14 protein-coding genes are annotated in these 14,825 nt (G+C 43.0%); all 14 read right to left on the bottom strand.

Features of this window, described 5'->3' with window-relative positions; all coding sequences use genetic code 25:
- Positions 1-53: 53 nt before the first annotated feature.
- On the bottom strand, positions 54-3,833 hold the full coding sequence (locus tag WC753_02710; GenBank protein MFA6080372.1) for a hypothetical protein: 3,780 nt from the start codon (positions 3,831-3,833) through the stop codon (positions 54-56).
- A 58-nt stretch (positions 3,834-3,891) separates the two neighbouring features.
- Positions 3,892-4,872, bottom strand: coding sequence for a serine hydrolase (locus WC753_02705; protein MFA6080371.1), 981 nt, complete (start codon positions 4,870-4,872; stop codon positions 3,892-3,894).
- A gap of 15 nt (positions 4,873-4,887) precedes the next feature.
- Positions 4,888-6,090: a DUF916 domain-containing protein gene (locus tag WC753_02700; GenBank protein MFA6080370.1), complete on the bottom strand. Its 1,203-nt coding sequence runs from the start codon at positions 6,088-6,090 to the stop codon at positions 4,888-4,890.
- 163 nt (positions 6,091-6,253) lie between these two features.
- Positions 6,254-6,949 (bottom strand): hypothetical protein, encoded by a 696-nt coding sequence (locus WC753_02695; protein ID MFA6080369.1) that lies wholly within the window; start codon positions 6,947-6,949, stop codon positions 6,254-6,256.
- 100 nt (positions 6,950-7,049) lie between these two features.
- On the bottom strand, positions 7,050-7,769 hold the full coding sequence (locus WC753_02690; GenBank protein ID MFA6080368.1) for a hypothetical protein: 720 nt from the start codon (positions 7,767-7,769) through the stop codon (positions 7,050-7,052).
- 73 nt (positions 7,770-7,842) lie between these two features.
- Complete coding sequence (locus WC753_02685) at positions 7,843-8,844, bottom strand: dihydrodipicolinate synthase family protein (GenBank protein MFA6080367.1); 1,002 nt, start codon at positions 8,842-8,844, stop codon at positions 7,843-7,845.
- A gap of 54 nt (positions 8,845-8,898) precedes the next feature.
- Positions 8,899-9,852 (bottom strand): ATP synthase F1 subunit gamma, encoded by a 954-nt coding sequence (gene atpG / locus WC753_02680; GenBank protein ID MFA6080366.1) that lies wholly within the window; start codon positions 9,850-9,852, stop codon positions 8,899-8,901.
- 12 nt (positions 9,853-9,864) lie between these two features.
- Positions 9,865-10,539, bottom strand: a complete 675-nt coding sequence (locus WC753_02675) for a hypothetical protein (protein MFA6080365.1) — start codon at positions 10,537-10,539, stop codon at positions 9,865-9,867.
- 8 nt (positions 10,540-10,547) lie between these two features.
- A complete protein-coding gene (gene atpA, locus WC753_02670; GenBank protein MFA6080364.1) occupies positions 10,548-12,053 on the bottom strand; it encodes a F0F1 ATP synthase subunit alpha in 1,506 nt (501 codons plus the stop codon).
- 11 nt (positions 12,054-12,064) lie between these two features.
- Complete coding sequence (locus WC753_02665) at positions 12,065-12,400, bottom strand: hypothetical protein (protein ID MFA6080363.1); 336 nt, start codon at positions 12,398-12,400, stop codon at positions 12,065-12,067.
- An 80-nt stretch (positions 12,401-12,480) separates the two neighbouring features.
- Positions 12,481-12,960 (bottom strand): ATP synthase F0 subunit B, encoded by a 480-nt coding sequence (locus tag WC753_02660; protein ID MFA6080362.1) that lies wholly within the window; start codon positions 12,958-12,960, stop codon positions 12,481-12,483.
- Between the two features lie 100 nt (positions 12,961-13,060).
- Positions 13,061-13,354 (bottom strand): ATP synthase F0 subunit C, encoded by a 294-nt coding sequence (locus WC753_02655; GenBank protein ID MFA6080361.1) that lies wholly within the window; start codon positions 13,352-13,354, stop codon positions 13,061-13,063.
- 27 nt (positions 13,355-13,381) lie between these two features.
- Positions 13,382-14,170: a F0F1 ATP synthase subunit A gene (locus tag WC753_02650; GenBank protein MFA6080360.1), complete on the bottom strand. Its 789-nt coding sequence runs from the start codon at positions 14,168-14,170 to the stop codon at positions 13,382-13,384.
- Between the two features lie 94 nt (positions 14,171-14,264).
- A complete protein-coding gene (locus WC753_02645; protein MFA6080359.1) occupies positions 14,265-14,729 on the bottom strand; it encodes a hypothetical protein in 465 nt (154 codons plus the stop codon).
- Between the last annotated feature and the right edge of the window lie 96 nt (positions 14,730-14,825).

Here is a 14,825-nt window from a genome sequence, read left to right as displayed (position 1 = left end):
TTTGCAAAAGAAAATATATATTCCTTTCTCTAGCTCTAACTTTTGCTCTATCTCTATATCGCCACTACCGTCAGAGTCATCGCAATCGAATAGTTATCAGTTGACTGTTCTCATGGTATCGTCTGAGAAATGGCGATTCCTGTAAAATCCCAATAACATCCAGTATCAGCCGTACCAGCAGCCGTGAGTAACGTAATGGAATCCGTCACTCCTTGTGAAAATCCAGCAGAGCCTCATTTTGTAATACCCGTCGTGGAACATGTCCCCCCGAGGGTCCCAACCGAGGCATCGACATTCATACGACCTCAGAGACTATCGGCATCACCGCCATCACCAGCATTGGCAGTAGGATCATTGAAATCATAATCATTGGTGCCATTCCAAAAAGCCGTATTCCCAGTATTGGCTGCAATACTCGCCGACCACTGAGCATTGCCGGTTGAATTACTTACACGCATCTTCTGTGCTGTCACGCCAAATGTCCCTGTCGCTGTCTGATACCCCAGAGACATGACAACACTATTCATCTGCATAGAAGGGCTCCCAACAGGGGTACCGCCGCTATCCACGATATCGACCGAGAGTGCGCCGCCACTCGAAGCAGTAGTAACCTGTGGAATCGTCGTATAGGTACTGAGTGCTGTCCCATCTGATTTTACCATACGAAAACAATAGGCCGTATTCGTCGGAGCACCATTATCATAGAGGGCAAAATCCCATTTTCCATCCTGCCCATTGAGGATCGAGGCCTGCGAATTGGAGAAATTATTCAGTTCTTGATAGGATTGATTGACGATGGTTCGAGCACTATCTGTGGGATCATTGGCATTTGCTGTCAGGGATGCTTCATCAGCAGGTGTCGTATTATTTTTATAGGCAATCACGGTCGAGGCGGTCACATCAGCATAGGTTTCACCACTAAATGCTGTATCACAGGTTCCCGATTGTTGCGCAAACTGGAGCTTAAATGGTTGTCCATTGGTTAATAAGCCATTTCCATCGACACGAAGCAAAGTGCGCAAACGAAAAGCATCCCCAGCCGCAGAGAGTGCACCGGCAGTATCCTGTACTGCAAGTGCAGTACCGACATCGGTAGTATCAGTATTGGCAAAAAATCGATACGCCTGCTGGGTATAGGTCGGGAGAATATAGCGTTCACCTGCAACCGCTACTTTTGTCAGAGGAAGGGCTGTACGAGCTACAGGCCCACTATACATCGCTGCTGCTGTTCACCAAGTTGTACCACCACCAGTAATGCGGTTTTCTGTTATATCCAACGAAGCAGACGCTGAACTCTCATAGGCTGTCATAAAAAATGCACCACTATTGGGTTGAGCATTGAGTGCTACATAATCCGTATCATCACCCTGTGTAGTCGCTGTGCCCCACGCCCCAGCTGCCCAGCGTTTTCGAGAGAGTGTCGCACTATCTCACCAGTTCAACCATGCAACATTGGCACTTGATGCATGCGTCTCAAAAGCTATATCAAAGATACGACCGGTGATATTTTCTACTGTCGCTGAATGCTCAGCATGCACCGCACTCCATGCAGCACCATCCCAGATAAAGGTATTGAGATCGGCACCGGCATCAACAGCTCAAAACATAATTTGATTTGAAGAAGCAGTCGGATTCTGGGCCAACCTCAGCCAGTTTACTACTCAACCATTATTTGCATTGGTCACACCAGTTACAGCGCCTAGTGTCGTGCCAGAGTAAGTACGGTACCGAAAAAAAGCAGTCGCCACCGTCGCAAATCACCAGGCAAACATAATATCTCACGAGGTTTTTTCATAAGCGACGTCGATGGCCTCTTTGGTGGCTATCGAGGCGGTTGTTTCCCAAGCGGCTGATGTCCCCATATTATCCCAGGCACTCCCAGTCCACCGCATACCATAGACGTCTGAGTTAGCATCCAAAACAATCATAGCAAGTTCATCAGTACCTGGCTTCGCAGCGAGTTTGATGTAGGCAGGAATACCTGTTGTCGGAATATTGATATCCACAGGACCAGCCCAAGAAGTCCCATTCCATATCCAGTAGTTAGGGTCTGCCGTACCATCACCTGTTACCACCAAGGCATCGCCTGAACTTTCTTCATAAACAATATCAAATCACCGGTATAATGATTGTATATCTCGGTCACCGTTTACATTGGAGGTAGTATTAAGAAGTGCTGCACTTCACCATCAGCCAGTAGCCCCGTTCCACACCTGAGCTTCGACACGACCGTTGTTTCAAATTGTTGCCAATATAGCCTCATCTCTTTTCGGAGAAGTCTTGAGCACGCCATGCCGGAGTTCACCATTGGTTCACGAGGCGGCCAGTTCAGAACCCCATGCACTTCCTGTCCATCGTCGATACCGGGGGTAAGTAGTACTGTCTTCTGTCACATATACCCACATTGCCTCGGTTGAGCTATTATATTTTTGGACATCCTGTGCCATACGGAGCACTCAGAGATTGCGGCGGGTAGGACCTGCCCACATCTGAGCAATGGCTGACCATGTTTGACTTCCTCCTGTCAGATGGGCTTCTCGGATATCATCTGTCGCCGAAGTATCGTCTTCATAGACTCCTGCTAAAACAGCACCATTATTGGGCTGAGCATTGAGTACAATACCCATATTATCATCCCCCATCGTCGTCGCTGTCTGCCATGCAGACGTACCACCGTCCCAGAGTTTACGAGACACCGTAGCACTATCTGACCAGAGGAGCCAAGCATCATTTGGATTCGAGCTGTGTGTCTCAAAAGTGATATCAAAATCCATATCAGCAGCAGCATTTTCTGTAGTGGCACTATGCTCGGCATGAACGGCACTCCAGGCAGTACCGCTCCAAATAAAGGTATTGAGATCGGCACCGGCATCATGCAGTCCTATCATGATCTGATCTGAACTTGCTGTCGGATTTGGAGCGAGCTTGATCCACCGGGCAACTCAACCCTGATTTGCATTGGTCACATTGGTCACAGCACCAAGGGTGGTCCCCGAATATGTACGGTATCGAAAGTGTGCTGTCGCTACGGTTGCAAATCACCATACAAACATGATGTCTCACGAGGTTTTTTCATACGCGACATCGATGGCTTTCATGGTAGCAATAGAGGCAGTAGTTTCCCAGGCAGTAGCCGTCCCCATATTATCCCACGCACTTCCTGTCCATCGCATACCATAGGTATCCGAGTTTGAGTCGAGAACAATCATTGCTAGATCATCAGCACCTGACTTGGAAGCAAGCTCGATAAAATACGGTACACCAGTCGTCGGAATATTGATATCCACTCCTGATGCCCAAGACGAACCATTCCAGACATAATAGTTCGGATCAGCAGTACCGTCACCCGCCACCACAATAGCGTCTCCGGACGATTGTTCATATTCGATATCAAAACCACGGTAGAGAGAAATACCATTTGGATTCGTAGTGCTCACATTCGACAATACCGTCACACTTCACCATGATGTCCCATTAAAGACTTGTGCTTGGACTTGTCAGTTGTTGGTGAGTGCCACCAAAATAGCTTCATCACGGGTGGGAGCATATTTGAGCATCATGTGATAAATCTCTGTGCCATTAAATGGTGTAGCCGATGTCTCAGCTCACCATGCAGAACCATCCCAGAGTCGAACCTTGGGAGTTGAAGTACCATTGAGCGTATCATAGGTCATCATAGCATCCGTGGTACCATTAGCGTAGGCATGTGGAATTTTGGGAACTACGAATTCATTGATAGCGGTATCTATCACATTGCTATTTTTCTGGGCATGGTACATCACATCGACGATATTTCCTTCTCGCAAATGCTGAATAACTCCTTCAAAAGGCATCCCAGAAAAAATAATCGAAATAACCAAATAACTGACAAACAGAATATGAAAAAAATGCTTAATTTTTCTCATATTGAGCAGTACTTATATAGTCATAACCCGTTTGAGAAATATCCTTTAATACCTGCAATGCTCGATCATGTCAGATATCATTGTAATCAATCATCACTGATATCAGATATGGTCTTCACTCTACATAGACTACTCCAGAATCTGATATCACTTTTTCATCTACATTTTCTCAGATTTTATGAGAAAATTTGACCGTATCTGGAACACCCTGACCTAGATATTCATCATAGGATGTTCTAGCGAGGATATCAAGCAAGAATTGTGAAGAGTTTGGATCGAGGTAAGTAGCCGCATACAGTGCTCGTATCAAACGGGTATATTCCTTGGAGCTCATTTTCCCTTCTTCATTAAAGAGGTCTTCAAGACCCAATTTTATCAAAACATCCTGGAGATCATCAAATGACATATTACGGTACAGGATACGGTACGCCGTATTGTCAGAATTGAGGAGCATTTCTTCTAAAAGTTTCTGAATAGTTATCGTGCTCCCGATGGGTCGTTTGTGCACATCTCACCAGTTAGTGTCTCTATCATCTTTCATCATCACGAGTTCGTTGGAGAGGAACCATTCGCCTCGTTCTACCTTTTTCATGACCGCCATCGCAAGAGGTACCTTGATGAGTGACGCAGGGAGGATACGGAGATCTGGATTGATGGAAATATTGGCACCCGTATTGAGGTATTCAAAATAGAGTGAGATAGAATTAGGTCCATTTTTCTCAATAATATCTCGGAATTTGAGTCGTATAGGTTGCAAAGTAGTGATGATGTTTTTCTCTTCCATGAAATGCCTCATAGGATCAAGAAGCGGATATTTCGCAACAAAAGCGGCGAGAGAAGAGGACTGAAAGAAAAAGAAAATACCATACAATGCCAACGCATTGAAGACAAAAAATGTCACGAAAAAAATACCGAACTTGCTCTGCAAGAATCACGCAAAAAGATGTTTATGTGATTTTCACACCATACAGCACAAGATATGTTATTTTTTGATTCTTTTGATGGTTCTCGGAGTTTTTACAGTAGATTTTGCCTCACTTGCTGAAGAACTATACATAGGTGGCACTTTGAGTGTATCCCCTATTTTGAGAGTATATGGGGGCTTCAGTTGATTGACTTGTGCAAGGAGCTTCCATGAAACATCGTATTCATTTGCCAGTGTCACAATATCTGTTTGTGTCATAAGTGTATGTGTCACCCAATGCAGACGAATCCATTCTTTGCGTTTTTGAGCGAGACGAACCAGGTAGACTATTGCCACAATAAAGAGAAGAAGAATAATCTCAATAGCCAGACCTGCCAGAGTCGGCATACTCCAAAACCAGAGCGCTTTACTCCTGAGTGTTACAAGTTTTTTATCTGTTGTGACACCCACAGATGCTTCTTTACTCGCATCATATTCTACCGTAAATTGAGAACGATAGAGACCTCCCCAAAATGGATGCTTGATTTCAAAGCTCCAGTCAGAAATGTCGCCTCGAAGAATAGGGTATTGACCACCATGCTTGATGAGAACAGGACCAAAGAAATAACGAGTCGTCACACGAGCATCGGCATCGATAGAGACATTGCCAGTATTTTTGACTTGCGGATGGAGCGTAAACCCCGTCTCAGTACGTTCGAGGGTAAATCCTGCTATTTCGAGTTTTCTTTCAAGGTCTCCAGGAATGGTGATAGCCACACGGATTCCGGTTCGGACTGAGAGACTCATGCCGGCTTGGTCTTCTTTTGGCGCTGGTTTCTTTTCCTGGATAAGGATACATCCATTATGCTCTCCGACACTCGCATTTTTTGGAACAGTAATAGTAAATGGTATGACTTGATTCGTACCAGGATCTAGAGTGACTTCTGTTTTTGCGAGCTCTATCCATGCTCCCACATCTTTTTTTTCTTCAGAAAATTGCTTACATGCAAAGGCCCCATCGGTTGATGGTGTCGAATCGCCTCCATAAATAAGAAATGTCTTTTTTTCTTGAGTGTTATTGACGACTTTGACACCTTCTTTTTGTGTGATACCTGGCTCAAGCGTATGAATAAAGATAGACTCTGTACGTGCATTATCTTCTCGTGGATAGGCAGGACGACCCCCGAAACCACCATATTCAATAGCTTCCGCCGAGAAAGAAGTAGCAAGAATTACAGAGGCAATTGTTATACTGGCGAGACGGGAAAAATGAGATACCATAAAAAGGGATTAAGAATTGTCTTTAGTATAGGAAAAACACAGTAAAAAAAAGAGTACTAAAAAGAAAGAATAGAAAAAATACTTGCTATGCAAAAAAAAATAATACTGATATAAAAAAATCCTCCCCAGAAATGGAGAGGATTTAAAAAATAATTTGGAAGATTTAACTCGCTACAACTGAGAGTGTCATATTGATATCATAATCACTGGCAGCAGGAGTTTCCGCTGGGATAGACTGGCTCAAAGTAACGCCCTGAAGTGTCCAATCGCCCACATCTTCAGAACCAGCGGCAGCAGTTAAGAGAGTGATGCTATCTACCGTTGCCTGATTAAAGGCACTTGATGACCCTTTGGTAACACCGGTAAGCAAAGTAGCTGTGCGTGCACCAGCAGCGAGTGTACCGCCAGAAGCATCGACGGTGAGTTGACCATTGAGAGAGTCAGCATCACCACCATCAGTACAACCAGAAGTGGTTGGATCATTGAAATCAACATCAGTCCCTGCGCTATCCCAAAAGGCAGTTGGTGCAGAAGCGGCAAGTGAGGTGACCCAGCCACCATCGGCTGCATCAGGATTTCTCACATAAATTTGCTGTGTTGCTGTACCAAATGTCCCAGTAACTCAAGCAGTTTGACAAGAAAAACTAAAAGTAGCGGGAGTAAATACTACAGCTGGACTTCCAACAGTAACATACGAACCGTCTACAATGTCGACTGAGAGTGTCCCAGCATTGACTGTAAATTGAAAATTGGATGTCGCTGCAGCAAAGAGGGCTGTAGAGGAAGCACCAGCAGTCAAGATGACAAGCCCAATGGCTGTAGTGATATTGAGTCTACGGAGAAGCGAATGAGTTTTCATAAAAGAATGAAAGGAATAGGTGATGAAAATTCATCAGTGCTCACATTAAATCATACTTTTATTTTCCTGTCAAATCTTTTACTAAAGAAATAATACAATCTTAATTTGCCGTTACGGAGAGAAATAAATTGAGTGCATAATTCTCTGAGGAGAATTGATTTTGAGGAATAGTCTGCGTCACAGTGACACCTTGAAGTAGCCAGTCAGCACTATCACTCGATTCAGTCGAAGCAGAGAGGAGTGTAATGACATCTGTCGTTCATTCCTCAAAAGATGCAACAGATCAGAGCATGACACCTCCTGTTTGGCAAGAAACAGAACACACGCCAAGTGATAGATCCCCAGTAATAGGACTCACGGTCATTTGCCCAGCAAAGGTATCTACATCAGGTCAATCAGTACAACCGGAATCCATAGCATCATTAAAGTCAAAATGTGCTTCATCTCCTTGCCAAGTACTCTGTGGCGATGCAGCAGAAAGAGTCACGACCCATCAATTGTTGGCAACACCAGGATTTTGGATATAGATTTTTTGCGTCGTCGTGCCAAATGTCCCTGTTGCTGTCTGGCATTCAGAAGATTGAAATTTCTCCCCCATATCAACCATAGGGTCAGTAACTGGTTTAAAATCACTGTCTACCATTCCAACAACGAGAACTCCAGGATTGATAACCATACGAAAATTCGCCGTTGCAGAAGCGAGAACAAATGTGCTCACACTCAGAAGAGAGGCAACAAGGAGCAAAGCACACAAAGCAGTCGGAATATGGAGATTTCGAAGAAGGTGGTGGTGAATATGTCGTGGGCGATACCGATACATACGATGTATGAGGAAGTGAAAATCACTTGAACATACACATTAAATCATATTTATATTGTTTTGTCAAATACTGTTATCCAGAAACATACGTATCAAATAGACCTCCTGTCCGCGATACATGGAGTCAGGTCTGATGAGGATGAAAAATTTTAACATCAGGATTGTTAGGATGGATGGGTATCTGTGAAAATCGTAACTTTAAGCCATTAATATGTCTTTCGATGCGCTCCGCTGCGTTATTTACAGGACGACTAGACAGACTATCTAGATCATCGTGGATACCAGAACGTGCTGCACGGATTTCTGCATGAGTAGGATTATTCATAAAAGCCCGTAAAAGACCAGGATGTGGATTAGCATTGCCTGCTACAAGTCCAGAAGCACAAGACAAATCCTCTCGAGAAAGTTTTTCATATCATTCTTCACTTCCATGAAATACCTGAAAACCAGGGTATTGATCTTGGAGCGACAAGAGCCAAAGAAAATATTTTAGTATTCAAGAGGAATCCTTGAATCACGCTACTCTAGGATCTGTATCAAGACAGGAACGAACAAATTTTTTATCCGCAGGAGGAAACGTGGGCAGATTATACAAAATAAGTCGACTCGCGGGGTCAAGACACTCCATGACCGCACGAAACCGAGCCACATTGTCTCGAGTATGATTGAGCCCTAATACGAGATGAGTAATACCGAGTGCTTGGGCGATATTAGCTTGTTCCCCTACCATAGTATCTCATCCAAGCAAACCAGCATAAATCCTAATATTCTCTGGACAAGCATCACGTATTGATCTCAATATAGATCAATATTGTAATGGTCAAAAAACTGGTCCTTCCCCCGTAGTACCACATGCTAAAATACCAGAAGCCGCTTCCCTAAACGTGGCTAACAAAGCACGGTAAGCATCATGGAATTCTTGAGGAACTCAATGAATAACATGCCGAGTACAAGTAGCGCCGTCTTCCCCCTGACAGATAATATCACCAGTTAGTGTTTGAGGGTCAAGTTGTTGTAAGGCATTTTCTGAAGGAATACCACCAGGAGTCACCACTGGTATTATGAGTTGTTTCATACCACTAAATTATGTTATAGTGGTTATAGATTATAAATATTATGATATTGTCAACTAAATATCCTTCATACTCTCAACACCTGAGACGATTTCTGAGATTTCTTTGGTGATAGCTGCTTGTCGAGCTTTGTTGTAAATCAGGGTGAGTTCTTTCACTTTTGTCCCAGAGCTTTCACGAGCATTTTTCATCGCGACCATACGAGCCGCATGTTCACTCGCTTTTGCCTCGAGAAGCATCTCATAGAACATGAGATCGAGAATCAATGGTACAATCGCATCAGCAATAATTTTCTTTGATGGTTCGAGTTTGTACTCTCCTGTTTGTGTCATTGGCGTGATGAAACTACCGGTTATTTCCTCCAAGAACGAACTGAGTTTATCTTTTGAAACAGGGAGAAATGGACGAGTCACTGCTTTTTGAGCAATCGCAGAAATATAGAAACTATAGATGACTTTTACTTCAGTATATCCTTCTGCGAGAAAGAGCTCACGAAGCCCTATAGAAATAGTTTTGACTTGTTCTGCTGTTGGATCGTCTTTAAAAATACTAGAATAGTCTGCGATGAGGCTATTACCTGTGCGAGTGACAAATTCGCGAGCTTTTTTACCAATAGTCACAAAATCAGCCGTTGTGCCAGCAATTTGTCTGAGCGCTTCACGGAAGACGTTGATATTATAGGCGCCACAGAGTCCTCGATTGGATGTCACAACAACAACTAAGGTTTTGAGTTCCGAGTTCCGAGTTCCGAGTTCCTCTCAAATAATTCCTACTTTCTTATCTCTTCTTTCTTCTTTTTGCTCTTGATTTTCTACGTATGGACTAGCACTAATATCATCTGCTACACGAGAGAATATTCCACTCGCTTCCATAGCGAATGGTCGCGCACCAATAGCGATATCAGCAGCTTTTTTCATTTTTACCGTTGAGATCAGCTCCATCGCGCGAGTGATTTTCCCCGTGTTACGGACTGATTTGATTCGGTCTAGGATTTGTTTACCTGCTGGCATATACTATGTGAATTAATTTTTAGATTGATAATTGAGCTCGTAATCCTGGTTTATAAGAATCTTGGTTTCTGTGTTGATAGCTTGACGCAAAACCTCTTTGAGACTAACAATATCATAAATCACGATTCTATCACTATCAATAAACATAGGATTTCCATTAGGGTAAAAATCTTGAACACCATCTCCTTGCATGCTATAGATATATTTATCATCTATATAAAAAGACAGGACTTCTCCTTGATTTTCTATTGTGTCTCCAAAAAAGGTGATTGATTGAACTTCTCTAAACTGATCCTTTTTCGTAATAAAAAGACCGTAGGGACTGTCTCATATATCTTGTCTTTTAGAAAAGATCATTTGCTTATGATTAGGCGTCCAAACGGTTTGATAAATAGGACCTCCGACATATTCACTAGAAAATGTTTCTCATGTTTGCACATTTACCAATTCTGATTGAGGCACACTATATGGAACATTCCCGGGGGTTTGTTTTTGCCAAAGTATACGAAGTTCATTTTCAAGCTTTTGAAGTACCACATTTATATCTTTCTCGGGAGAATTAGTAATATTCACTTCTTCCGTAAGAGCTGAAGGATTTTGTGCAATATCAGGTTTTCTTATGATAGAACAAGCTGAGAAAACGAGCGCACTTGTTGCAAAAAGAAGGAAGTATGTGATGAATCGCATATTTTTAATTAAGTAAGTTCTGATTTCACCGCATTAATAATCATTTCGAGTGCTTTCTTTGGCTCATCTTCGAGTTTTCCAGACGTTCGGATTGATTCGAGGATAGTACCTTCTGCATCGAGAGCAGAATAGAGCGTTTCTTCAAATTTCTTGATATCTTTGAGAGCAATAGTATCCAAAAATCCTTTTGTGCCGGCATAGAGAACACACACTTGTTTTTCCATCACAACTGGAGAATAGACATCTTGTTTGAGGAGTTCTACCATTCTCTGCCCTCGCTCGAGCTGAGCACGAGTTTCTGGGTCAAGGTCTGAGGCAAATTGTGAGAACGCTTCGAGTTCACGGAATTGAGCCAAGTCGAGTTTGAGTGTACCAGCTACCCCTTTCATCGCTTTAGTCTGAGCAGATCCGCCAACACGAGATACAGAGAGACCAACATTGATCGCAGGTCGCACACCAGAGTTAAAGAGATTCGTCGCGAGCATGATCTGTCCGTCTGTGATAGAGATCACATTCGTTGGAATATACGCTGAGATATCGCCTGCCAATGTTTCAATAATTGGAAGAGCGGTCATAGATCCTGCGCCCATAGCATCATTGAGCTTCGCAGCTCGTTCGAGGAGTTTACTGTGGAGATAAAACACGTCTCCTGGATAGGCCTCACGTCCTGGTGGTCGTCGGAGGAGGAGAGACATTTCTCGGTACGCATTTGCGTGTTTAGAGAGATCGTCGTAGATGATGAGGGCGTGCTTACCATTGAGCATGAAATATTCTGCCATTGCACAACCAGTATAGGGAGCGAGCCATTGCATCGCAGCAGGAGCAGATGCTCCGGCATTGACGACGATAGTATAATCCATAGCGCCTGCCTTTTTGAGTTCTTCTGTGATACGGACGACTTTTGCATCTTTTTGACCGATAGCTACGTAGACACAGATCATGTTCTGACCTTTTTGATTGAGGATAGTATCGATAGCGATCTGCGTTTTTCCTGTTTGTCGGTCTCCGATAATCAGCTCTCGTTGACCTCGACCAATTGGTACGAGGGCATCGATGGCTTTGATACCGGTCTGGAGTGGTTCATGAACTCATTTTCGGCTCATAACTCCTGAAGCGACACGTTCAGTAGGATATTTTTCGAGATTTTTAATTGGTCATTTACCATCGAGAGGATTTCCGAGAGCATCGACGACACGACCGATAAGAGCATTCCCAACAGGAACCTCCATCACACGACCAGTTGCCGTCACGGTCTCACCTTCTTTGATAGATTTGAAACCAGAGAGGACGACGACTCAGACAGAGAATTCTTCGAGGTTTAGCGCGACACCGACGGCGCCGGATTCAAACTCAACCATCTCGTTATAGGCGACACCAGAGAGCCCATCGACTCGTGCGACACCATCTCATACGGAGACGACGACACCAGTCTGTACTTTCTCAGGGGTCATATCCAGATGCTGGATTTGTTTTTGGATGTCCGCGAGGACGCTGTCAAAGGAAATAGAGGTCATAAAAGGGTAAATTATTTTTTAATGTCGATTTGATTGAGTGAGAGCTCCACCATCTCATCTCCATACATCATCCGCACGCCTCCGAGAAGGTTTGAATTGAGGGAGAAAGTAGGTTTTTGAGCATCAGGGAAAGTCTTATGAAATAGAGAGAGAAGGTATTTTTCTTCACCCGCTTCAATATCCTGCCCGACCACAATAGAGCTTTCTTTGACTCCATTTTGGCTACGAGCAAAGAGTTTTTCTGCACGAGTACGAGATATCTTTCGGAGTTTACGAAAAATACCAATCGCACGGACGAGCTTTCTTCTTTCTATCGGATTATCAAGGTGTGGTATTTCGAGTTCCATGAGATAGGTTTAATACGTTTAATTGGTTTAATTTGTTAAATAAATTCCTTCATTTTGTACTTTGTCTTTTGTACTTTGTATTATTTAGAAACGACTTCATCAAGATGCGCTTTCATAAAGTCTTGTCGTGCAGTATTGGATTGCCCGAGAAGTTTCTTGTTGAGAGAAACAGCAGCTGTCATCACACCTTCTTTCATACGTTTTGAGAAATTTTGTTCGAGGACAGTGATTTCGCCTTCAGCTCGTTCGCGAATTATTCGTGCCTGTTCTGTCGCTTGATTGAGGATATCATCAGCATGTTTTTGAGCATTCTTTGCTGCATGTTCTCGCATTTCAAATGCTTTTTTATGAGCTTCTGAGACGAGCTCATTCGCTTCTTTTTCAGCATCCGCTCGGATACGAGCCACTGTCTCGTGGACTGCAGCGATTTCTTTCTGATTTTCCTCCGTTTTTTCTACGAGCCGGAGATACGGGTCAAAGAGAAACTTTTTGAGCACAAAAAGGACGATACCCAGGTTAATCACCTGAATCAGCATTGATCAAAAATTAATTCATTCCATAGGAGAAGGATTACAGGATTACCAGAAAACAAGATTACGAGATATGTAATAGATACTCTACGCGCACCATCTGGTTATCGAATTATCTGGTTTATCTTTTTTATTTAACGAACGCGAGGATAACAGCGATGATACCGAGACCTTCTGCGAGAACCATAGGAAGGAGGATACCACTGGTGATATCGCTCTTAGCAGATGGATTGCGGCCGATAGCAGCAGCAGTAGAATAACCGATAAGACCAATAGCAATGGCAGATGCAAAAACTGCAAGACCAAAACCAAGAGGAGCAAAATCAGAAACTGACTTTGCTGCAGTTGCAACAACTTCAGCTGTACCTTCTTCTGCAAGGACTGCAAGAGGAGCAAGGAGAGAAACAAAAGCTAACTTTTTCATAAAAAGAATATTAGGAAATAAAAAAGGTTAGTGACTGGATGAGGCCTCTTCAAAGTAGAGGGAGACAAGCATGGCGAAAACCATTGCTTGGATAAAACCAACGAACATTTCAAAAAAGTAAAATGGTATAAGAAGAAAATTTCCGACAGGAATAGTGGCAACACCGATTTTGGCAGTTAACCAGCCCATCACTCAGAGTAGTACGGCTCAAGCAAAAATATTTCCAAACAAACGGAGAGAGAGCGAAAGTACCCGGACTCATTCTCCGATAAGATGAATCCATCCTACAACAACATTAATCATCTTTTCTACAAAACCACCCCCCTCAAAATGGAAGATGTAATGCAATACATATTGGAAAACGCCTCGAAAACGAATCATCATGAGGTGAGAGATCAAAATAACAAGAATTGCCATACCAAGTGTCGTATTAATATCGGAATTTATGGGGCGAAGATAATTGTGAAATCCTGGTGCGAAAGCGAGAAACCAATCCAAGAGGAGACTATAGAGATTTGCTCAGAGAATATAGAGAAAAATACCACCAACAAACCACAGAGTTTTTGAGGGGGGGAGATTATGTCCGAGGAGAGGTTTAAAAAAAGATTTCAGATGTTTTACGATCAAAAACCCAGTGGTACGAACAAAGCCAGATTCTTTTTTGGCAGCGACATTGAGAAATACTCAGAGGATAATGAGAATGCCGATAAAAATCCATGTCGATAGAACAGTATTTGAAATATATGATAACAGACCGCTTTCAGCAAACTGATGCGGTGCGACAGAGAGAATGTGTGGTCAACTGGTAGATTCCATAACGCGAGGATTATAGATACAATTTTAAAAATGCAAGCATTATAATCATACATTTTTTCTCTTTTCGGAAGATGTCAAAAAACGTACAATAAAATTACCCGAGCGTGATAAAACGAGTTTTTTCTGATTCAAAATCCGTGGATTTAATAGCAACACTCGGAGTTGCTTCGACGGCTTGTCAGAGCTTTGTCAGGAATTCATGTGTTTGAGGGCCATAAGGAACTGCTACAGAAACCTCCCAAGTTTCAAGTGTTTTCCAAAGAGTTTCACTCGCTGGGAATATGACTATATCTTTATTGTTGATATCACGAAATGTCTCGAGAGATTCTACTGTCACAGACGTTGGGAGATAAATTAAAGTCTTCCCATCTATCGTCAAGATCCAGATAAGACCACTCTGTGTCTCGCGGACTTCCGCGAAGATAAAATTGCGTTCATATTCACCAGGGAAATCAACCGCATAATCATTGATGAGAACCGCCGTTTCCGTGAGAGAGATGCGAGCACCACCTTCTGTGATATCGACGTAGGAACCATTTTTGCCAAGAGAGAGTTGCATAGAAGAAAATTAAGTAACCAAATTATGAGGGGAGTATAATGAAGGAGGTGAAAGTTGCAAGTAAGACTCTTATCTTTTCTTGCTAGTACAAAATAC

The sequence above is a fragment of the Candidatus Gracilibacteria bacterium genome (assembly GCA_041660965.1).
Taxonomy (GTDB): domain Bacteria; phylum Patescibacteriota; class Gracilibacteria; order BD1-5; family JAGOOR01; genus JAGOOR01.
The sequence above is the reverse complement of the archived record's forward strand: the minus strand, read 5'-3'. Positions and strand labels throughout refer to the sequence as shown.